Source organism: Pseudomonas sp. ADAK7 (assembly GCF_012935675.1).
GTDB lineage: Bacteria > Pseudomonadota > Gammaproteobacteria > Pseudomonadales > Pseudomonadaceae > Aquipseudomonas.
On sequence record NZ_CP052861.1, the window covers coordinates 4,158,846 to 4,180,718 of the forward strand.

The following is a 21,873-nucleotide window of genomic DNA, read 5'->3' on the forward strand; positions in this document are numbered from 1 at the left end:
GTCGGGCGCAAGAACCTGTCCCGCCAGCTAGAATCTGGTCTCGGCCGGATCACCGGCATGGAGTGATCGAGTGACTATATTTCCGTCTTCACTGACTTCCCCCCAAACCGGTTGCCCGGGCTGCCAGCAGAGCGAGCCACTGGGCTTTGATTTTGCCTTCGCCTTCCAACCCATCGTCGACCTGCGTGACCAATCGATTTTCGCCCATGAAGCGCTGGTCCGTGGCGTGGCCGGTGAAGGCGCGTTGTCCGTGCTGGATCAGGTTACAGAAGAGAACCGCTACCGTTTCGACCAGCGCTGCCGGACCCGTGCCATCGAAGGCGCGGCGAATCTTAATATGCAGACACACTTGTCGATCAACTTCATGCCCAACGCGGTCTATCGTCCAGAGCTATGCATTCGCAGCACCCTGGAGGCAGCGAAGAAACACAATTTTCCGATCGACCGACTGATTTTCGAGACCCTGGAAAGCCAGCACGTAGATAACTATCGCCATTTGACCAATATTCTGCGTGAATACCGCGAATTCGGCTTCAAGACCGCCATCGACGATTTCGGTGCCGGTTATTCGGGGCTCAATCTGCTGGCTGATTTCCAACCGGACCTGATCAAACTCGACATGGCACTGATCCGCGATGTCGATCGCGACCGTGTTCGTCAGGCTATCGTTCGGGGGGTTGTCACAATGTGTGCGGAGTTGAACGTTACAGTCATTGCCGAAGGCATTGAGAGTGCCGGTGAACGGGATTTCCTGGCGGATTGTGGAATATTTCTGATGCAGGGTTACTGGTTCGCCAAACCTGCATTTAAAGCATTGCCCCAGGTACCACCTGAGGCGTGGATGCGTTAATCGCCGGTTTTTCCTATTGAAGACATTTGACCATTTGACCGTTGTCGGTCTGCGCGAGTGGGTGGCGCTCCCGGATTTGGGAGTCGCGGGCCTTCGGGCAAAAATCGACACCGGCGCCAGTACCTCCAGCCTGCACGCCACCGACATCGAGATATTCGAGCGAGACGGGCAGGAATGGGTGCGCTTCACCGCGCACCTGGGCACGGTGGTGCAATTGCGTCACCGCCGTTGCGAGGCGCCGCTGGTGACGATGAAAACCATCAAGAGCTCCAACGGCCACGCGCAAATGCGCTACGTGGTCAGCACCACCCTGGCCCTCGGTGATCGGGTCTGGCGGGTCGAGTTCACCCTCGCCTGCCGCAAGTCCATGCGCTATCGCCTGTTACTCGGTTCCAAAGCCCTGATCGACGGCCAGTTGGTGGTCAATCCAGGAATCAAATACGTACAAGACAAGCCGGTGTTCCCGGTATCTACCTCTTCCACAGGTGTTGCATGAAGATCGCTGTGCTGTCGCGGAACCCGCGTCTGTATTCCACCCGTCGTCTGGTCGAAGCCGGTATCGAGCGTGGCCATGAAATGGTGGTGATCGACACCTTGCGCGCCTACATGAACATTGCCAGCCACAAGCCGCAGATCCACTACCGCGGCAAGCCGCTGGAAGGTTTCGATGCGGTGATCCCGCGGATCGGTGCGTCGGTGACGTTTTATGGCTGCGCGGTGTTGCGTCAGTTCGAAATGATGGGGGTGTTCCCGCTCAACGAATCGGTGGCCATCGCCCGTTCGCGAGACAAATTGCGTTCGCTGCAATTGTTGTCACGTCGGGGGATCGGTTTGCCGGTCACCGGGTTCGCGCATTCGCCGGACGACATTCCCGACCTGATCGATATGGTCAATGGTGCACCGCTGGTGATCAAAGTGCTGGAAGGCACCCAGGGCATCGGCGTGGTGCTGTGTGAAACGGCGACGGCGGCGGAGTCGGTGATCGAGGCGTTCATGGGCCTGAAGCAGAACATCATGGTTCAGGAATACATCAAGGAAGCCGGCGGTGCGGACATTCGTTGTTTCGTGGTCGGCGATAAGGTGATTGCGGCGATGAAGCGTCAGGCCAAGCCGGGGGAGTTCCGCTCCAACCTGCATCGTGGCGGCAGCGCGAGCCTGATCAAGATCACCCCGGAAGAACGCATGACTGCGTTGCGTGCGGCGAAGGTCATGGGGTTGGCGGTAGCGGGTGTGGATATCCTGCGTTCCAACCACGGGCCGCTGGTGATGGAAGTGAATTCGTCGCCGGGGCTGGAAGGGATTGAGACCACCACCGGCAAGAACGTGGCGGGGATCATCATTGAGCACCTTGAGAAGAATGGTGGGCCAAATATGACGCGCACCAAAGGCAAAGGCTAAACCCAACTCGGTCCCCTGTGGCGAGGGAGCTTGCTCCCGCTCGGCTGCGCAGCAGTCGTAAAACCACACAACCGTGTTCTAGCTGAAAGAACGCGGTTGCCGGGATCGGGAGTCCTACGGCCTCCAGCGGGAGCAAGCTCCCTCGCCACAGAGGCTTTGTGCGATGGTTAGACCGCATCCCGCGGCAACATAAGCCCAAGCGGCAACCGCACCCGCGCCTCAAGCCCACCCCCGGACCGGTTACGCAATTCAACATTCCCGCCATGCATCGAAGCAATCCGCTTCACGATCGCCAAGCCCAAACCGGTCCCCTTCCCGCCCCGCGCCCGATCACCCCGGGTAAACGGATTGAAGATCGCCTCCAGCTCCGACGGATCGATCCCCGCCCCACGGTCCATGACGCTGAGCACCACATACGGCGCACTGACGTCGCCGGACACATAGGCCGCGACTTCAACGCCGTTGCCAGCATGGTTCAAGGCGTTGCCGATCAGGTTGTTCAGCAAGCGCTTCATCGAGACTCGACGTAGCGGGAACGGCTGGATCGGTTCCAGGCGCAACTGGACTTTCTGTTCGTTCTGGTTGTACGGCGCAGCCACTTCCCGTACCAGGTCCGTCAGGTCCACCTCTTCCACCGACTCGTCACGACCGTCGCGAATGAACGCCAGGAACTGGTCGAGAATCGCGTCCATGTCTTCGATGTCGCGCACCATGTCGTCCGTCAGGTCGCTGTGGTCGCCCATCAGCTCCAACGACAGGCGCAAACGGGTCAGTGGCGTGCGCAGGTCGTGGGACACCCCGGCCAGCATCAGCTCACGTTCACGCCCGGCCTGTTCGACGTCTTCGGCCATCTGGTTGAAGGCGCGGTAAACCTCGGCCATTTCACTCGGCGTGTCGCTGATCGGCAGGCGCACGCTGCGGCCTTGGCCGAGTTGCCGCGCGGCATAGACCAGACGTTTCAACGGTTGATTGAGCTGGCTGACGAAGATCCACGCCGAAGCGGTGGACAGCAAGCCAATGGCGAGAAACCAACCGAGGACGTTCCAGATTTTCTGGCCACGCAACGGATGCGGGTACAGCGGCACTTTCAGCCAGCCATCGCCCAGGCTCGGCGCCCGGACCCACAGGGCCGGCGGCGAATGCATGCGTAATCGGACTTCGGTGTCGGCGCCCAGCTCCGCCTGCATTTGCCTTTGGTAGATCTCGCTGTACGGCCAGTGTTGTTCGCCTTCCGGCACACCAGCGCCCACCACCCGGATCAGGGTCGCGGCATCAGCGATTTTCGTGCGGTTTTCTTCATCGGCGGCCCAATAGGCGCGCAACGTCAGGGCGACGCCGTGGCTGTATTGGCGGTCCACCAGCACGTCCTCGTTCATCAGCAGATAAACCAGGGTCAGCGCCTTGGAGAACAGGACGACAATCAGCACCAGCCACAGGGTGCGGGAGAAGAAACTCTGGGGGAACCAAACGGGGGTTTTCATGGATAACCGCTACACACTTGCAGGAGCGAGCGATGCTCGCATATTGCGGATCGCGAGTCTGCGGACAATCTCGTCCGCAAACCCGCTCCTACAAATCGCCGATCACTTTGTGGCGGCGCCGTCCGGAACAAACACGTAGCCCACGCCCCAGACTGTCTGGATGTAACGCGGTTTGGACGGATCGGGTTCGATCATCCGGCGCAGACGGGAGATCTGCACGTCGATGGAACGCTCCAGGGCATCCCATTCGCGACCACGGGCCAGGTTCATCAGCTTGTCGCGGGTCAGCGGCTGACGGGCGTTCATGACCAGGGCCTTGAGTACCGCAAACTCACCGGTGGTGAGCATGTGCACTTCGTCACCGCGCTTGAGTTCGCGGGTGGCCAGGGACAATTCGTAGTCACCGAAGGTCACGCTTTCGTCTTCGCTGCCCGGCGCACCTGGCACCGGCGCTGCCTGACGACGCAGGACCGCTTTGACCCGGGCCATCAGTTCGTCCGGGTTGAACGGTTTGGCCAGGTAATCGTCGGCGCCCAGTTCCAGGCCCTTGATGCGGCTCAGCTCATCACCCTTGGCGGTGAGCATGATGATCGGAATCAGGTTGTTCGCACCACGCAGTCGGCGGCAGGCGGTCAAACCGTCTTCGCCGGGCAGCATCAGGTCGAGGACGACCAGGTTGAACACTTCACGCGCCAGCAGGCGGTCCATCTGTTCGGTGTTCGGTACGGCGCGGGCACGGTAGCCCTTGCTGACGAAAAAACGTTCCAGCAGGCTGCTCAGCCCTGGATCGTCATCAACAATAAGAATTTTTTCGCCTTCAGCATTGTTTGCAGTGCTGCTCATTAGATGCTCCTTTTAGCTCGGCGCGCATTATGGCGTAGCTGCCGTTATACGCACCGTGTGCATTGTTAGCAGATTTTTCCTTGATCACCAGAAAACCGGCCATGGGGCCTACTGCCTGTGATGCCCCCCGAATGATAGAACGCTGGTTATAATGCGCGGCGTTTTGTGTCAGGCAACGTCAGATCTTTACTGTGGATGGCCGCTTTTTATTTTCAAGGCCTGCGCAGTAATTGTTCGATTTCACGGGTCAACGGAATGCCTTTTGACCCAGGCAGCGGCGCAGGCCAGGCCGCTCAACCAGACTCGCCGGGCCTTTATCCCTGCGCCTGCGAGCCTGCTTTCACAATTTGTCAGGTGGTTTTATGGACAGCATCAACAGCCGCATCGCCGAGGAACTCGGTGTACGCCCACAACAGGTCGAAGCGGCCGTCGCGCTACTCGATGAGGGCTCTACCGTTCCCTTCATCGCCCGCTACCGGAAAGAAGTGACCGGCAGCCTCGATGACATCCAGTTGCGGCACCTGGAAGAGCGTCTGCGCTACCTGCGAGAACTCGACGAACGGCGCATCAGCATCCTTGCCAGCATCGAAGAGCAAGGCAAGCTGACCCCGCAACTGGAACGCGACATCAAACTCGCCGACACCAAGACCCGTCTCGAAGACTTGTACCTGCCGTACAAGCAGAAGCGCCGCACCAAGGGCCAGATTGCCCTGGAAGCCGGCCTCGGCGACTTGGCCGACGGCCTGTTCAACGACCCGAGCCTGACGCCGGACGCCGAAGCCGCACGCTTCGTTGACGCCGAAAAAGGCGTGGCCGATGTGAAGGCCGCCCTCGAAGGCGCCAAATACATCCTCATGGAACGCTTCGCCGAAGATGCCGGCCTGCTGGACAAACTGCGCAGTTACCTCAAGCAGGAAGCCACCCTCAGCGCCCGCGTGATCGCCGGCAAGGAAGAGGAAGGCGCCAAGTTCCGCGACTATTTCGAACACGACGAACCGCTGAAAAGCATGCCGTCGCACCGCGCGCTGGCGATTTTCCGTGGCCGCAACGAAGGCATTTTGAGTTCGGCGCTGAAAGTCGGCGACGAACTGCCGGGCACCATGCACCCGTGCGAAGGCATGATCGGTCAGCAATTCGGCATCCAGAACCAGAACCGCGCCGCCGACAAATGGCTGGGCGAAGTGGTGCGCTGGACCTGGAAGGTCAAGCTCTACACCCACTTGGAAACCGATCTGCTGGGCGAACTGCGCGACGGCGCCGAGACCGAAGCGATCAACGTGTTCGCGCACAACCTGCACGACCTGCTGCTGTCGGCCCCGGCCGGCCCGCGCGCGACGTTGGGCCTCGACCCGGGCCTGCGCACCGGTTGCAAGGTCGCCGTGGTCGATTCCACCGGCAAGCTGCTGGATCACGCCACGGTTTACCCGCACGTGCCGCACAACAAGTGGGACCAGACTATCGCGATCCTCGCCGCCCTGTGCGCCAAGCACGCGGTAGACCTGATCGCCATCGGCAACGGCACCGCCAGCCGCGAAACCGACAAACTGGCCGCTGAGCTGATCAAAAAGTATCCAGCGATGAAGATGACCAAAGTCATGGTCTCCGAGGCCGGTGCATCGGTTTACTCGGCGTCAGAACTGGCTTCCAAGGAATTCCCGGACCTCGACGTGTCGATCCGTGGCGCGGTGTCCATCGCGCGTCGCTTGCAGGATCCGCTGGCCGAACTGGTGAAAATCGATCCAAAATCCATCGGTGTCGGCCAGTATCAGCACGACGTGTCGCAGCTGAAACTGGCGCGCGGCCTGGACGCTGTGGTCGAGGACTGCGTAAACGCCGTGGGCGTGGACGTGAACACCGCTTCCGTGGCGCTGCTGGCCCGGATCTCCGGCCTCAACGCGACCCTGGCGCAGAACATCGTCAGCCACCGCGACGAGCATGGCGCGTTCAAAACCCGTGCGGCGCTGAAGAAAGTCGCGCGCCTGGGCGAAAAAACCTTCGAACAGGCGGCCGGTTTCCTACGCGTGATGAACGGCGACAACCCGCTGGATTCGTCCGCGGTTCACCCGGAAGCCTATCCACTGGTACAGCGCATTGCCGCTGAAACCGACCGTGATATCCGCTCGCTGATCGGCGACGCTAGCTTCCTCAAGCGTCTCGATCCGAAGAAGTACACCGACGAAACCTTCGGTTTGCCAACGGTCACCGACATCCTGCAAGAGCTGGAAAAACCCGGTCGCGACCCGCGTCCCGAGTTCAAGACCGCCGAGTTCCAGGAAGGCGTCGAAGACCTCAAGGACCTGCAACTGGGGATGATCCTCGAAGGCGTGGTGACCAACGTGACAAACTTCGGTGCGTTCGTCGACATCGGCGTGCATCAGGACGGTTTGGTGCACATCTCCGCGCTTTCGGAGAAGTTCATCAAGGATCCGCGTGAAGCGGTGAAGGCTGGTGACGTGGTGAAAGTGAAGGTCATGGAAGTCGACATCCCGCGCAAACGCGTGGGCCTGTCGATGCGCATGAGCGACACGCCGGGCGAGAAAATCGACGGTGCCCGTGGCGCACGTCCTGGTTCGTCTTCGCGCCAATCCCAGAACACTGCACCGCGCAAGGAAACCACGGCGCCGGCCCCGGCCAACAACGCCATGGCTTCGCTGTTCGCTAACGCCAAGCAGTTGAAGAAACGTTGATGGAAATCCCTGCCGGGCTGACCGAAAGCGCTTTTTTCAAGTTGCTGGGGTGTCGCTTGCACAGTCTGGAAACCGGGGTGGCGCAAGTCGCCCTGGGGCTTGCGCCAGAACTGCGTAATCGTGGCGGCAAGTTGCACGGCGGGGCCTTGTTCAGTCTGGTGGACATTGCCATGGGGCTGGCCTGTTCCAGCACCCACGGCTTTGACCAGCAGAGCGCGACCATCGAATGCAAGATCAATTACATTCGCGCCGTTTCTGACGGCGAAGTGATGTGCACGGCGCGGGTCATCCACCCGGGCCGCCGCACGTTGGTAGTCGAAGCCGACGTGATGCAAGGCGATAAATTGGTCGCAAAAGCGCAAGGCACGTTCGCTGTCCTATAGCTCCCCACCCTCGATTTGAGTTAATTTCGGCGCTACGACTGCGGCGTCGAACTTTTCCGCGTGCGCGACAGCCAGATTCAAGGAGTGAAGTTGGCATTTCAGTACGGGCCTATATGGCTCAAGAACCAGGCGAAAACGCCAGTTTTAACTTCACCCTTGTAGACCGTCTTGCCCACCCCCATATTGGGGCGACTGACGCGTGAAGGAATCCAACTTGAGCGAACTTCTCAACCGCCGCCTGGCTCTGCTCGGCGAGCGCGCTAACCTCTCTCTGCTCGAACAGTGCCTTCACGGCATCGAACGTGAATGCCTGCGCGTGACCGATGAAGGTCGCCTGGCGCAAACGCCGCACCCGGAAGAATTGGGTTCCGCGCTGACCAACGAAAAAATCACCACCGATTATTCCGAATCGCTGCTGGAGTTCATCACGCCCGCCTTGCCTGACCCGGCAGACACCCTGGCGAGCCTGGACAGCATTCACCGTTTTGCCTACAGCAAGCTCGGCAACGAGTACCTGTGGAGTCCATCGATGCCGTGCCCGTTGCCGGCCGAGGAAGACATCCCGATTGCCTATTACGGCACGTCCAACATCGGCCAGCTCAAGTACGTCTACCGTAAGGGTTTGGCCCTGCGATACGGCAAGACCATGCAGTGCATCGCCGGGATTCACTACAATTTTTCCCTGCCGGAAAAGCTCTGGCCGCTGCTCAAAGAGGCTGAAGGCTTTGTCGGCACCGACCGCGACTATCAGTCGTCGGCCTACATCGCGCTGATCCGCAACTTCCGTCGCTACAGCTGGCTGCTGATGTACCTGTTCGGTGCCTCGCCGGCGCTGGACGCCGGCTTCCTGCGCGGTCGTTCGCACCAGTTGGAACAACTGGACCCGGACACCTTGTACCTGCCGTACGCCACCAGCCTGCGCATGAGCGACCTCGGTTACCAGAGCAACGCCCAGGCCGGCCTGACGCCGTGCTACAACGACCTGGCGAGCTACACCGACAGCCTGCGCAAAGCGGTGGCCACGCCTTACGCGCCGTACGTTGAAGTCGGCACGCACAAGGACGGTGAGTGGGTTCAGCTCAACACCAACATCCTGCAGATCGAAAACGAGTACTACTCCAACATCCGCCCGAAACGCGTGACCTACACCGGCGAACGGCCGATCCAGGCGCTGGTGGCCCGTGGCATTCAGTACGTCGAAGTACGCTGCCTGGACATCAACCCGTTCCTGCCGATGGGCATCGACCTGACCGAGTCGCGCTTCCTCGACGCGTTCCTGCTGTACTGCGCGCTGAACGACAGCCCGTTGCTGGCTAACACCACCTGCAACAACGCGACCTCGAACTTCCTCAGCGTGGTCAAGGAAGGTCGTCGTCCGGGCCTGCAGTTGCAGCGTGACGGCGAGTCGGTGGACATGAAGGAATGGGCCACCGAGCTACTGGAGAAGATTGCCCCGCTGGCCGCGCTGCTTGATCAGAGCCATGGCGGCGATGCTCACAGCAAGGCGCTGGACGTGCAGCTGGAGAAGATCAAGGATCCGTCCCGGACCCCGTCGGCCATGGTGTTGGCGGCGATGGCCGAGCATAAGGAAAGCTTTGCCCAGTTCTCCCTGCGTCAGAGCCGTGCCCATGCCGAGTACTTCCGCAGTGAGCCGTTGAGCATTGAAGACCAGGCCAAGTTTGAAGAACTGGCGCGTTCGTCGCTGGCTCAACAGGCAGAGCTGGAGCAGAACGAAGTCGGCGATTTCGATGTGTTTGTCGGGTCGTATCAGGCGAGTATTCTGGCGATCAGTAACTAAGCGGCGCCAGCTAAAAGATCGCAGCCTTCGGCCGCTCCTACGGGACGGTGCCGGGGTTGCGATTTTTTTTGCCTGCATAAAAGCAATTTTGGATCCACAGGCTACCTTTGTAGGAACTGCCGCAGGCTATGATCTTTTGATCTTGATCGTTCCCACGCTCTGCGTGGGAATGCCTCAAGGGACGCTCCGCGTCCAGTGACGCGGAGCGTCACGGGCTGCATTCCCACGCAGAGCGCGGGAACGATCTGGTGACTTGCTTAGAATTTTCCGCTCATAAGCTCATTCGAAAAAGTTATTTATTTTCTGATTCTTATATCATTTAGTCTCCTTTCACGCCGATCCTCGGTCGCCTGACAAGGAGCTTCTCCAATGAAACTGAATTTCCCTCTTCGCCTCCTGGCGGCCGCGTCTTTGGCGGCGGCGAGTTTCTTTGCCCAGGCGGCTGATGTCACCGTCGCCTACCAGACCACCGTGGACCCGGCCAAAGTCGCCCAGGCCGACGGCGCGTACGAAAAAGCCACCAACGCCAAGATCGACTGGCGCAAATTCGACAACGGTGCCGACATCATCGCCGCCATCGCTTCCGGCGACGTGCAGATCGGTTACCTCGGTTCCAGCCCCCTGACCGCTGCGATCACACGCAAAGTCCCGGTTGAAACCTTCCTCATCGCCACCCAGATCGGCGCCGCTGAAGCGCTGGTCGCTCGCGACGGTTCCGGGATCAAGACCCCGCAAGACCTGATCGGCAAGAAAATCGCCGTGCCATTCGTATCCACCGGCCACTACAGCCTGTTGGCCGCGCTGAAGCACTGGAACATCGATCCGTCGAAAGTCACCATCCTCAACCTCGCGCCGCCGGCTATCGTCGCTGCGTGGAAACGCGGTGATATCGACGCCACTTACGTGTGGGATCCGGCACTCGGTGTGGCCAAGGAAAACGGCAAAGTGCTGATCACCTCCGGCGAACTGGCCAAGTTCGGCGCACCGACCTTCGATGCCTGGATCGTGCGTAAAGACTTTGCCGAGAAGCACCCGGACATCGTCACCGCATTCGCCAAAGTGACCCTGGATGCCTACGCCGATTACCGCAAAGACCCTAAAACCTGGCTCGCCAACCCATCCAACGTCGACAAACTGGTGAAGCTGTCCGGGGCCAAAGTGGCTGACATTCCATTGCTGCTGCAAGGCAACGTCTACCCGCTGGCGGCTGATCAGGTGATCACCCTCGGCGCGCCGACCACCAAGGCCATCACCGACACCGCCGCGTTCCTCAAAGAACAAGGCAAGGTCGAGGCCGTGCTGCCGGATTACGCCCCGTACGTCAGCGCCAAATACATCACCAACTGATCGGAGTTAACTGCGATGGCTTTGCTTCAGCTGGAGCGCATCAGCGCACAGTACCCCAGCAGTCCGGAACCGGTGCTGGCGGATATTTCCTTGAGCCTGGGGCCCCAGCAATTGCTGGTGGCCCTCGGCCCGTCCGGCAGTGGCAAGACTTCGCTGTTGAACCTGATTGCCGGTTTCGTCGAGCCCAGCGCCGGGCGCATTACCCTTGATGGCGTACCGGTCAAAGGCCCGAGTGCCGAACGCGGCGTGGTGTTCCAGGACGACGCGCTACTGCCCTGGCAGGACGTGTTGGCCAACGTGGGTTTCGGTCTGGAATTGGCCGGCGTATCCCGGGAAAAACGCGAAATCCGCGCGAGGGAAATGCTCGCGCTGGTGGACCTTTCCGGTTTCGAAAACCGGCGCATCTGGCAGCTCTCGGGCGGCCAGAAACAACGTGTCGGCCTCGCCCGCGCCCTCGCCGCCGACCCGCGCGTGTTGCTGATGGACGAGCCCTTCGGCGCCCTCGATGCCTTCACCCGCGAACAGATGCAGGAGCTGTTGCTGCAAGTCTGGCAGCGCACCGCCAAACCCGTCTTCCTGATTACCCACGACATTGAAGAAGCGGTGTTCCTTGCCACCGACCTGATTCTGCTGGCACCCAACCCAGGGCAAATCGTCGAGCGCCTGAGCCTGGACTTCGGTCAGCGTTACGCCGCAGGCGAATCAGCCCGAGCGATCAAATCCGACCCGCGCTTTATCGAAACCCGCGAACACGTACTCGCCAAAGTGTTCTCCCAACGCAGCGCCGCCACGCGGCAGGAGCGCGCATGAGCAGCTATGAAATTCCGGCCGTGACGGTGAAACCCGGTTCGACGGTGATTCCGGTTCGTCGCAGTGTGAGCACGCGCTGGATCAGCGTGCTGACGTTATTCGCTTTGGTGTTCATCTGGTGGGCCGTGACCGCCACCGGCATGATCGAACCGCTGTTCCTGCCACCGCCGTCCGCCGTGCTGCAAAAAGGCTGGCTGCTGGCGACCACGGGCTACATGGATTCGACCTTGTGGCAGCACTTGGGCGCGAGCCTGAGCCGCATTGGTCTGGGCCTGGGCTTCGCGGTGTTGACCGCCGTGCCGGTGGGAATTGCCATCGGTCACAACCGCATCGCTCGCGGGATTCTCGATCCGCTGATCGAGTTCTATCGCCCGATTCCACCACTCGCCTACCTGCCACTGATCGTGATCTGGTGCGGCATCGGTGAGCTGTCGAAAGTCTTGCTGATCTACCTGGCGATCTTCGCCCCGATTGCCATCGCCACTGCCACCGGCGTGCGCACGGTCGATCCGGCCAAGTTGCGCGCCGCGCAGTCGTTGGGCGCGACTCGGGCGCAGCTGATTCGCCACGTGATTCTGCCGAGCGCCCTACCGGACATCTTGACCGGCGTGCGCATTGGTCTGGGCGTGGGTTGGTCGACGCTGGTCGCCGCTGAACTGATCGCCGCCACCAGCGGTTTGGGTTTCATGGTGCAGTCGGCGGCGCAATTCCTGGTCACCGATGTGGTGGTGCTGGGGATTCTGGTGATCGCGCTGATCGCTTTCGCCATGGAAATGGGCTTGCGCGCCCTGCAACGCAAGCTGGTGCCGTGGCACGGCCAGGCGCACTGAAGATTTGTCACTGACTACGCCGACAACTCGGCGCCCCGGATTGAAGAGAACCACCATGAGCACCTTGAATATCGTCCCTTTAAGCTCGGCCCTCGGCGCGCAGATCAGCGGCATCGACATCAGTCAGCCGCTGACCGCGCAACAGCGTGACGCCATCGAACAGGCGCTGCTCAAGCATCAGGTGCTGTTCTTCCGCGACCAACCGATCGAGCCCCAGCAACAGGCACGTTTCGCCGCGAATTTTGGCGACCTGCACATTCACCCGATCTACCCGAACGTGCCGGAACAGCCGGAAGTGCTGATCCTCGACACCGCCGTCACCGACGTGCGCGACAACGCGATCTGGCACACCGACGTCACTTTCCTGCCGACCCCGGCGATGGGCGCGGTACTCAGCGCCAAGTTACTGCCTGAGTTTGGTGGCGACACGCTGTGGGCGAGCGGGATTGCGGCGTATGAAGCGTTGTCGGCGCCGATGAAAACCTTGCTCGAAGGGCTGACCGCGACTCACGATTTCACCCGTTCATTTCCACTGGAACGCTACGGCAACACGCCGGAAGCATTGGCGCAGTGGGAAGAAGCACGACGCAAGAATCCGCCATTGTCACACCCGGTGATTCGTACACATCCGGTCAGTGGACGTCGGTCGCTGTTCGTCAATGAAGGGTTTACGTCGAAAATCAATGAGCTGTCTGAGACCGAGAGCGAGGTGATCCTGAAGTTTCTCTTCGCCCACGCCACACGGCCGGACTTCACCATTCGCTGGCGCTGGCAGAAGGATGACGTGGCGTTCTGGGATAACCGCGTGACCCAGCATTACGCGGTGGATGATTATCGACCGGCGCGGCGGGTGATGCAGCGGGCGACGGTGTTGGGGGATGTGCCGTTTTTCCGGTGAACCGATCGTTCCCACGCTCCGCGTGGTAACGCAGCCATGGACGCTCCGCGTCCGCTGTGACGCGGAGCGTCACGGGAAGCATTCCCACGCGGAGCGTGGGAACGATCAGCACTCAGTTACTCAGCCGTCGAAGGCTTCTCCCACAAATTGATCCCGCCCTCCTGGGCAAACCGGTCAATCTCTGCCAACTCTTCTGCGCTAAAGCTCAGATTCTTCAACGCCCCGACGTTCTCGATAATCTGCTCCGGCCGGCTTGCGCCGATCAGTGCCGAGGTTACGCGCGGGTCACGAAGCGTCCACGCCAACGCCAATTGCGCCAGGCTCTGGCCGCGACGCTTGGCGATCTCGTTGAGCCCGCGCACATGGGCAATGTTGGCTTCGGACAGGTGCGATTCCTGCAACGAACCACCGCCCGGACGGTTGACCCGCGCATCCTTCGGAATGCCGTTAAGGTATTTGTCGGTCAACAACCCTTGAGCCAACGGCGTGAAAGCAATCACGCCAGCGCCGAGCTCATCGGTTACCTCCAGCAGATCCTTTTCCACCCAGCGATTGAGCAGGTTGTAGGCCGGTTGATGAATCAACAACGGCACTTTCCATTCTTGCAACAGCGCAGCCATTTCGCGGGTTTTCACCCCGGAGTAGGACGAGATGCCGATATACAGCGCCTTGCCCTGCTGCACAGCGGTAGCCAGTGCACTGGCGGTTTCTTCCAGCGGGGTGTCCGGGTCGAAGCGGTGGGAATAGAAAATGTCGACGTAGTCCAGACCCAGGCGTTGCAGGCTCTGGTCGAGGCTGGCCAGCACGTATTTGCGCGAACCACCGCCCTGGCCGTAAGGGCCTGGCCACATGTCCCAACCGGCCTTGCTGGAGATGATCAGCTCGTCGCGGTATTGCTTGAAGTCTTCACGCAGCAGGCGACCGAAGTTGATCTCGGCGCTGCCGTACGGCGGGCCGTAGTTGTTGGCCAGGTCGAAGTGGTTGATGCCCTGGTCGAACGCCGTGCGCAGCAACGAGCGCTGGGTGTCGATCGGCGTGCTGTCGCCGAAGTTGTGCCACAGCCCCAGGGACAGTGCCGGCAGCACCAGCCCGCTGCGGCCTACGCGGCGGTACGGAATAGAGTCATAGCGGTTTTCGGCAGCGGTGTAAGTCATCGAATCCTCTCTTGTCTGTTTTGAAATGGTGTCGATTCTTCGCGAGCAGGCTCGCTCCCGGCAGCGGCCAGCCTAACGGTTCTTCAATAAGTCGAAGTTGCCCAGCATACGCCCAAGTCATGTGCCGCCAACCCTGGGTTCGACCAAATGCTGAAACGTTTCATATTTCTGCCGGGACTTGCTCCGGCCTGGGCGACGACTGACCTGCACGGTCACCCGTTTCCCTGAGGCCAGCACCAACATTCAGCTACTCTCTGACTTGAAGGTGTTCGCCGATAAAATCCAGAAATGTGTACTTTTCCGCGCGGCAATACGTATCGCCATCTTTAATCCATTGAAAGACATAAAACCCCCAAAAACATTGGGCAAAACGATCAGATCCCGCCACGAGCGCCACGTCGTAAGTATGCTCATGGAGAAGGTATTTCGTACTACATGGCACGGCTTTTTAGAGGGGATATGGCGATGGCCATCAGGCCCAAAGCTCCCGGTAACGGCGCTCAATAAAGGCCTGCAAAGTCAAGGGTTCAGAGTGGTCTGAGCGCACCATGGGCAGGCAATCGCCGCTGACGCCGTGCTCGGCATTGGGGACTATTCGCACGCCAAAAAACTGCGCTCACGGTTGAGCACCCTCAAATCACTCGCACTGGAGATCGGCGTGCAGGCGACGAGGAGAGGCTGGAAAGTATGGGAGTGCTGACGATGGGGGATGAGGTACGGCGATTGAATCCGCCGGAGTGCCGGGCAATTGAGCGCGAGAGCGCCTGAGCGATAGATACAACCTTCACTGAAGCACACCGCCGCGCCCACACTGGATCACCAGCGACCACTAAACTGGTGCCTGACAGCACACACTTCTAAAAGGCGGAACAGACCATGCACACCACCATCATCATCTTCTTCGGCCTGGTCCTGCTCGCGCTGATGCTCTACATCGGCGAGCGGGTCGGTTTCAGCCGACAGACGCTGACCTACAGTTTCGTCGTCCTGTGGCTGGCCCTGACGGTGATCAATGGCGCGGTGGGCGTGGTCACGGCCAACCAGCCCCTGAGTTCGGAACTGGTGGTCGGCACGGTGGTGTTCAGCGTGCCGGTGGCGGCGCTGGTTCTGTTCATGGTGCTGAACAAAGCCTAGGCGCCACCGGCGCTCGATCAGCGAACCAGGTGCAGGAACTGCATGTGCCGTTCGTACTGGTCGAGGATGTCGTTGATGATCTGTTCCTTGGTGTAACCCACCAGATCGTAGTCCTGACTGCCCTCGCTCAAATGCACTTCGGCACGGTAGTAGCGGCGGTTGTTGAGTTGCTTGGACCCCATGCCGCCACGGGCGAAGGACGGCGTGAAGTAGCCACGCATCTGCACCTGGTAGATGAACGGATGCTGCTCGCCATGACCGATTTCCAGGCTGACGCTGTCATTCGCCGGATCGGGCTGAGCAACCACGCTCAAACCCTTCTCGACAAACACCGCCGTCACTTCTTCAATCGCCGGACGCACGGTGGTTTCGAGGAAGCGATAGACCTCATCCCGCGACGGGAAATGCACTGCCTGGCTCAAACGCTGACGCCAGCCTCCACGCTTGGAACCGGACACCGGCGCCAGGGAATGCATCTGCGCGATCTGCTTTTGCGATTCCAGGTAGAACGCCTTGTGCAGCCCCCACATCATCAGCAGCAAAATCATCGAGAACGGCAACGACGTCAGCACTACCGCTGACTTCAGTGCATCGATGCTGCCGGAGAACAGCAGCGCACTGGTCACCAGCGCCGTCATCGCGCCCCAGAACACCCGCAGCCATTTCGGCCCGTCTTCATCCGGGTTGCCGCCCTTGGCCGACAGCGTCGACAGCACCACGGTGCCGGAGTCGGCCGAAGTGACAAAGAACACGAAGCTGATAAACACCGTGACCGCAATCACGGTTTTGCTCCACGGATAGGTTTCCAGCAGCAGGTACAAGGTCATCGACGGGTTATCGATGGCCGACATACCGAGCGCCGTCATGCCGTGGTTGAGCACCTGGTCGATGGCGCTGTTGCCGAAGATCGACATCCACGCCAGGGTGAAACCGAGCGGGATCAGCAGCACACCGAAGACGAATTCGCGGATGGTGCGGCCACGGGAAATCCGTGCGATGAACAGGCCCACGAACGGCGACCACGCGATCCACCAGGCCCAGTAGAACACCGTCCAGCCGCCCAGCCAGTCGCTGGGTTTGTCGTAGGCGTAAAGGTCGAAACTCTTCATCGGCAACGCGCCGAGGTAGTCGCCGATGTTCTGGATCAAGGTATTGAGCAAGTGCTGGGTCGGGCCGGCAAACAACACGAACAGCAGCAGCGCGCAGGCCAGCAGCATGTTGATGTCGGACATGACCCGCACGCCTTTATCGACGCCGGACACTGCGACGATGATCGCCGCGCCCATCATCAGCGTGATCAGGCCGACCTGAATCCAGTGGGTGTGGGCGATGCCGAACAGGTAGTCGAGGCCCGAGTTGAGGTGCAACACGCCGAAGCCCATGTCCGCACCGAGGCCGAACACCGTGGCGATGATGCCGAAGCCATCCACCGCATAGCCGATGGGTCCGTTGATGCGCTTGCCGATCAGCGGATACAGCGCTGAACGCAGGGCCAGCGGCAGGTTATGCCGATACGCGAAATACGCCAGCGCCATGCCGACGAAGGCGAACACGCCCCAGCCATGCAGGCCCCAGTGCAGAAACAGAATCTGCATCGCCTGCCGCGCCGCTTCTGGCGTACCGCCCGTGCCTTGTGGCGGCAGGGACAAGTGAGTCAGCGGTTCGGACACGCAAAAGAAAAACAGCGTGATGCTGATCCCGGCGGCGAACAGCATGCCGGCCCAGGACAGGTAACTGAATTCGGGTTCGTCGTGGTCGGCACCGAGCTTGATCTTGCCGTAGCCGGACAAGGCGGTGACCACCACGAAGACCAGATACAGGGTCATCGCGAGCATGTAGTACCAGCCGACCGTATTGGCCGCCCAGTTTTGCGCTTCCAGCAACCAGGCACCGGCCTGTTTGGGAAAGGCCATTACGATGATGCCGAACAACAGGATGAAACCCGCCGCGAAGTAAAACACCGGCGGATTCATGCGGACCTGGCCGCTTGGAGGGGTGGTCGGTGCACTCATGAACAGCGCACCTCAAGGGGGTGAAACAGGGCAATCAGAAACGGACTCGGCAAGGGCAAGCCTCCTGTTGTGAGCGGGCAGCAAACCGGCGGTTTAACTTGAATGAGCGTTCAAGTTAAACATGAATAGCGTGCTAAGGACTAATCGCAGGGCTCGGCGGTCGCTTTCCTACGCTAGCTCAAGGAAGGGTATGACGCGGGGTTGGGGGGATTCGTTCACTGTCAAAAGATCGTTCCCACGCTCTGCGTGGGAATGCAGCCCGGGACGCTCCGCGTCCCATCAACAGTCGAACGCGGAGCATCCGTGGAGGCATTCCCACGCAGAGCGTAGGAATGATTGGGTGGGGGACTTACTTCTGCGTCCCATCATCATGCTGCAAATTCGCCTGCGTCAGGTTGCACCCCGCCGGCACGCTGCGGGTTAGCCACACATTGCCGCCAATGGTCGAACCCTTGCCGATGGTAATCCGCCCCAGAATCGTTGCCCCGGCATAGATCACCACGTCGTCCTCGACAATCGGATGCCGTGGATGGCCCTTCTGCAATTGGCCATCCTCATCCGATGGGAACCGCTTGGCACCCAACGTCACGGCCTGATAAATCCGCACCCGCTCGCCGATGATCGCGGTCTCGCCGATCACCACACCTGTCCCGTGATCGATAAAGAAACTGCGGCCGATCTGCGCCCCCGGATGAATATCGATGCCGGTGGCCGAGTGGGCGATTTCCGCGCTGATCCGCGCCAGCAGCGGCAACCCGGCGCGGTACAAATGGTGGGCGAGACGATGGTGAATCACCGCCAGGATCCCCGGATAGCACAGCAGCACTTCATCGACGCTGCGGGCCGCCGGGTCGCCGTGATAGGCCGCCAGCACGTCGGTGTCGAGCAAACTGCGCAACCCCGGCAGGGCGAGGGCGAAGTCCTGGATGATGGAAATGGTCTTGGCCTCGACTTCGGTGTCGGCCTTGTCGCTGTGGCGGGCGGCGTAACGCAGTTCGAGCCGCGCTTGGGCCAGCAACGCGTTCAGCGCGACATCGAGGGTATGGCCGACGTAGAAGTCTTCACTTTCTTCACGCAAATCCACCGGCCCCAGGCGCATCGGGAACAACGCACCGCACAAGGCTTCAAGAATGTCCGCCATCGCCGCCCGGGACGGTAACTCGCGACCGCCCTGCTCGCCGCTGGCGCGGCCGTTTTGGGCACGCCACTGATCCCGCGCCGTGCGCAGCTGGCTGACGATGGTCTGCAATTGCCAATGGCTGGAACGCTCGCTCACGGTAAAAACTCCACTCGGGCGGCCGGACTGTCTGGCCGCGCTGACGGCGATTACTTTACGGCAAGGGCTGGAGGCCGAATTAAGAACCAATTGTGCTGTGATCAGCACATTCGGATATAAGCGATTGACGGTTGCTCGCACAAATAGCCGTGCCTATAGTCCTGACATCCCCCTCCGCCAGTACGGACCCATGATCAAACAATCGCTTGCCTGCTTTAACCGCCTCGACCTGCTTGGCCACCCTACCACCCTGGAAAAACTCGAACGCTTGTCCACTTGGCTGGGCCGCGATGTCTACGTCAAACGCGACGACCTGACACCGCTGGCCATGGGCGGCAACAAGCTGCGCAAACTTGAATACCTGGCCGCCGATGCGCTGGCCCAAGGCGCCGACACCCTGATCACTGCGGGTGCGCTGCAGTCCAACCATGTGCGCCAGACCGCTGCCATCGCCGCCAAACTGGGCCTGGGTTGCGTAGCGCTGCTGGAAAACCCGCTGGGCACCGATGACGCCAACTATGTCGGCAACGGCAATCGGCTGTTGCTGGACCTGTTCGATGCCAAGGTCGAATTGGTGGAGAACCTCGATAACGCCGACGATCAATTGCAGGCCCTGGCTGATCGCCTGCACAACAACGGCAAGAAGCCGTATGTGGTGCCGATTGGTGGCTCCAATGCCTTGGGTGCGCTGGGTTACGTTCGCGCCGGGCTGGAATTGGCGGAACAGATCAAGGACACCGGCCTGAAGTTCGCGGCCGTGGTCCTGGCGTCGGGCAGTGCCGGGACCCACAGCGGTCTGGCATTGGCATTGAATGAAGCACTCCCGGATTTGCCAGTGATTGGCGTGACGGTGTCCCGTAGCGAGGAAGATCAGCGGCCGAAAGTCCAAGGCCTGGCCGAACGCACGGCAGAGTTGCTGGGTGTGAGTTTGCCGAAGAGCTTCAAGGTTGAATTGTGGGATGAATACTTTGGCCCGCGTTATGGCGAGCCGAACGCCGGGACGTTGTCGGCGGTGAAACTGCTGGCGAGTCAGGAAGGTTTGCTGCTCGACCCGGTGTACACCGGCAAGGCCATGGCCGGGTTGCTCGATGGCATCGGGCGCGGGCGGTTTGATGAAGGCCCGATCATCTTCCTGCACACCGGTGGGGCGCCGGCGTTGTTTGCCTACAAAGACTTCCTTTGACCGATCGTTCCCACGCTCTGCGTGGGGATGCAGCCCGTGACGCTCCGCGTCCCATTGGAACGCGGAGCGTCCCTTGAGGCATTCCCACGCAGAGCGTGGGAACGATCAGCGTGGGAACTATCATGCATCACATATTCTATAAAAGAATAACAAAATCTATATTTAGTATTTTCCTATCTAACGACATCATCATATAGTCGCGCCGCAGGCGAATTTGCCGGGAGACGCATAAGCTGCTTTAGGGCAGGATATTGCAGTCGTTCAAATCCCGATTTTGCCAACATTCCTAAAAGCGTCTTCATAAGAAAACACAGGGGCTTGTCATGAATTTTTCCGCACTACGTCGCAACCTGCTGGTAGGTTCGCTGGGCCTGGCATTGAGCGCCGGCCTGTTGGGGCAAGCGGTTGCCGGTGAGCAACTGCAAAAAATCAAGGACGCAGGCGTGATCAACGTCGGCCTGGAAGGCACTTATCCACCGTTCAGTTTCGTCGACGCCGACGGCAAACTGGCCGGCTTCGAAGTCGAGCTCTCCGAAGCCCTGGCCAAAAAGTTGGGCGTCAAGGCCAAGATTCAGCCAACCAAGTGGGACGGCATCCTCGCTGCTCTGGAATCCAAGCGCCTGGACCTCGTGGTCAACCAGGTGACGATCTCCGACGAGCGCAAGAAGAAGTATGACTTCTCCGAGCCGTACACCATCTCCGGCATTCAGGCGCTGGTGCTGAAGAGCAAGGAAGCCGCGCTGAACATCAAGACCGCCGCTGACCTGACCGGCAAGAAAGTCGGTGTAGGTCTGGGCACCAACTACGAACAATGGGTCCGAGCCAACGTGCCGGGTGCTGACGTGCGCACCTACGACGATGATCCGACCAAGTTCGCAGACCTGAACAATGGCCGTACCGACGCCATCCTGATCGACCGCCTGGCTGCGCTTGAATACGCCAAGAAAGCACCGAAAACCGTCGCTGCCGGCCAAGCATTCTCCCGTCAGGAATCCGGCATTGCCCTGCGTAAAGGTGAGCCAGAACTGCTGGCTGCGGTGAACAAAGCCCTCGACGAGCTGCGTGCCGACGGTACCCTGGCCAAGATCTCGGAAAAATACTTCCAAGCTGACGTCACCAAATAATGGAAGAAGCTTTCCAACTCGCACTGGACTCCGCGCCCTTCCTGCTGAAGGGCGCGTACTACACGGTAATCTTGAGCCTGGGCGGAATGTTCTTCGGCCTGGTGATGGGCTTCGGCCTGGCGTTGATGCGTTTGTCGCGCTTCAAACTGGTGAGCTGGCTCGCCCGCATCTACGTGTCGTTCTTTCGCGGCACGCCGTTGCTGGTGCAGCTGTTCGTGATCTATTACGGCTTGCCGCAATTGGGCATCGAACTTGATCCGCTGCCGGCGGCTCTGATCGGCTTCTCGCTGAACATGGCCGCCTACGCCTGCGAAATCCTCCGCGCCGCGATCAGCTCCATCGAGCGTGGCCAGTGGGAAGCCGCCGCGAGTATCGGCATGACCCGCGCGCAGACCCTGCGCAGGGCCATCATTCCGCAAGCGATGCGCACGGCCCTGCCGCCACTGGGCAACAGCTTTATCTCGCTGGTAAAGGACACGGCGCTGGCCGCCACCATCCAGGTGCCGGAACTGTTCCGTCAGGCGCAATTGATCACCGCCCGGACTTTCGAAGTCTTCACCATGTATCTCGCCGCCGCGCTGATCTACTGGATTCTGGCCACGGCGCTCTCGCACCTGCAGAACAAGTTGGAAGAGCGGGTCAATCGGCACGACCAGGAGTCCTGA

General features: G+C 60.3%; 19 protein-coding genes. 14 read left to right on the forward strand and 5 right to left on the reverse strand.

Annotated features, from left to right (window positions below):
• Window positions 1-70 precede the first annotated feature (70 nt).
• From rimA to rimK, 3 genes are read left to right on the forward strand one after another with little or no spacing between them, the layout of a single operon-like run.
• A complete protein-coding gene (gene rimA / locus HKK53_RS19130) occupies window positions 71-850 on the forward strand; it encodes a S6 modification regulatory phosphodiesterase RimA (protein ID WP_169372115.1) in 780 nt (259 codons plus the stop codon).
• A gap of 16 nt (window positions 851-866) precedes the next feature.
• Complete coding sequence (gene rimB / locus HKK53_RS19135) at window positions 867-1,346, forward strand: retropepsin-like aspartic endopeptidase RimB (protein WP_169372116.1); 480 nt, start codon at window positions 867-869, stop codon at window positions 1,344-1,346.
• Window positions 1,343-2,248 carry a 30S ribosomal protein S6--L-glutamate ligase gene (rimK, locus tag HKK53_RS19140; protein WP_054047778.1) on the forward strand — a complete coding sequence of 302 codons (906 nt, stop codon included), beginning with the start codon at window positions 1,343-1,345 and terminating at the stop codon, window positions 2,246-2,248. The genes rimB and rimK overlap by 4 nt, the downstream gene beginning before the upstream one ends.
• Before the next feature lie 167 nt (window positions 2,249-2,415).
• Here rimK and HKK53_RS19145 read toward each other — a convergent pair whose 3' ends face one another.
• Window positions 2,416-3,729 (reverse strand): ATP-binding protein, encoded by a 1,314-nt coding sequence (locus tag HKK53_RS19145; RefSeq protein ID WP_169372117.1) that lies wholly within the window; start codon window positions 3,727-3,729, stop codon window positions 2,416-2,418.
• A gap of 102 nt (window positions 3,730-3,831) precedes the next feature.
• Window positions 3,832-4,572 (reverse strand): osmolarity response regulator transcription factor OmpR, encoded by a 741-nt coding sequence (gene ompR / locus HKK53_RS19150; RefSeq protein ID WP_123402686.1) that lies wholly within the window; start codon window positions 4,570-4,572, stop codon window positions 3,832-3,834.
• A 362-nt stretch (window positions 4,573-4,934) separates the two neighbouring features.
• Between ompR and HKK53_RS19155 the strand changes: the two genes are divergently transcribed.
• The 7 genes from HKK53_RS19155 to tauD all read left to right on the forward strand — a co-directional run bounded on the left by HKK53_RS19155 (window position 4,935) and on the right by tauD (window position 13,325).
• A complete protein-coding gene (locus HKK53_RS19155; RefSeq protein WP_169372118.1) occupies window positions 4,935-7,259 on the forward strand; it encodes a Tex family protein in 2,325 nt (774 codons plus the stop codon).
• Window positions 7,259-7,642: a PaaI family thioesterase gene (locus HKK53_RS19160; protein ID WP_007949206.1), complete on the forward strand. Its 384-nt coding sequence runs from the start codon at window positions 7,259-7,261 to the stop codon at window positions 7,640-7,642. Before HKK53_RS19155 ends, HKK53_RS19160 begins: the two co-directional genes overlap by 1 nt.
• Before the next feature lie 214 nt (window positions 7,643-7,856).
• Window positions 7,857-9,440 carry a glutamate--cysteine ligase gene (gene gshA / locus HKK53_RS19165; RefSeq protein ID WP_169372119.1) on the forward strand — a complete coding sequence of 528 codons (1,584 nt, stop codon included), beginning with the start codon at window positions 7,857-7,859 and terminating at the stop codon, window positions 9,438-9,440.
• A gap of 369 nt (window positions 9,441-9,809) precedes the next feature.
• On the forward strand, window positions 9,810-10,787 hold the full coding sequence (gene tauA, locus HKK53_RS19170) for a taurine ABC transporter substrate-binding protein (RefSeq protein WP_169372120.1): 978 nt from the start codon (window positions 9,810-9,812) through the stop codon (window positions 10,785-10,787).
• Between the two features lie 15 nt (window positions 10,788-10,802).
• Entirely contained in the window at window positions 10,803-11,597 is a 795-nt protein-coding gene (gene tauB / locus HKK53_RS19175) for a taurine ABC transporter ATP-binding subunit (RefSeq protein WP_169372121.1), read from the forward strand.
• Entirely contained in the window at window positions 11,594-12,427 is an 834-nt protein-coding gene (tauC, locus tag HKK53_RS19180) for a taurine ABC transporter permease TauC (RefSeq protein WP_169372122.1), read from the forward strand. Before tauB ends, tauC begins: the two co-directional genes overlap by 4 nt.
• A gap of 55 nt (window positions 12,428-12,482) precedes the next feature.
• The gene (gene tauD, locus HKK53_RS19185; protein ID WP_169372123.1) at window positions 12,483-13,325 is read left to right on the forward strand and encodes a taurine dioxygenase; all 843 of its coding nucleotides are present in this window, start codon (window positions 12,483-12,485) and stop codon (window positions 13,323-13,325) included.
• A 116-nt stretch (window positions 13,326-13,441) separates the two neighbouring features.
• On the opposite strand, the gene mgrA is transcribed toward tauD, so the two are convergent.
• Window positions 13,442-14,479, reverse strand: a complete 1,038-nt coding sequence (gene mgrA / locus HKK53_RS19190) for an L-glyceraldehyde 3-phosphate reductase (protein WP_169372124.1) — start codon at window positions 14,477-14,479, stop codon at window positions 13,442-13,444.
• 876 nt (window positions 14,480-15,355) lie between these two features.
• Here mgrA and HKK53_RS19195 point away from each other — a divergent pair.
• A complete protein-coding gene (locus HKK53_RS19195) occupies window positions 15,356-15,613 on the forward strand; it encodes a hypothetical protein (protein WP_169372125.1) in 258 nt (85 codons plus the stop codon).
• A 17-nt stretch (window positions 15,614-15,630) separates the two neighbouring features.
• Here the strand turns inward: HKK53_RS19195 and betT are convergent, their stop codons facing one another.
• Both betT and epsC read right to left on the reverse strand, forming a co-directional pair.
• Window positions 15,631-17,586, reverse strand: coding sequence for a choline transporter BetT (betT, locus tag HKK53_RS19200; RefSeq protein WP_178117493.1), 1,956 nt, complete (start codon window positions 17,584-17,586; stop codon window positions 15,631-15,633).
• Between the two features lie 388 nt (window positions 17,587-17,974).
• Window positions 17,975-18,901 carry a serine O-acetyltransferase EpsC gene (gene epsC, locus HKK53_RS19205; protein WP_169372127.1) on the reverse strand — a complete coding sequence of 309 codons (927 nt, stop codon included), beginning with the start codon at window positions 18,899-18,901 and terminating at the stop codon, window positions 17,975-17,977.
• 190 nt (window positions 18,902-19,091) lie between these two features.
• Between epsC and HKK53_RS19210 the strand changes: the two genes are divergently transcribed.
• The 3 genes from HKK53_RS19210 to tcyL all read left to right on the forward strand — a co-directional run bounded on the left by HKK53_RS19210 (window position 19,092) and on the right by tcyL (window position 21,873).
• Complete coding sequence (locus tag HKK53_RS19210) at window positions 19,092-20,084, forward strand: D-cysteine desulfhydrase (protein ID WP_169372128.1); 993 nt, start codon at window positions 19,092-19,094, stop codon at window positions 20,082-20,084.
• Between the two features lie 323 nt (window positions 20,085-20,407).
• Window positions 20,408-21,208, forward strand: coding sequence for a cystine ABC transporter substrate-binding protein (gene tcyJ, locus HKK53_RS19215; RefSeq protein ID WP_123515886.1), 801 nt, complete (start codon window positions 20,408-20,410; stop codon window positions 21,206-21,208).
• Entirely contained in the window at window positions 21,208-21,873 is a 666-nt protein-coding gene (gene tcyL, locus HKK53_RS19220; protein WP_169372129.1) for a cystine ABC transporter permease, read from the forward strand. The genes tcyJ and tcyL overlap by 1 nt, the downstream gene beginning before the upstream one ends.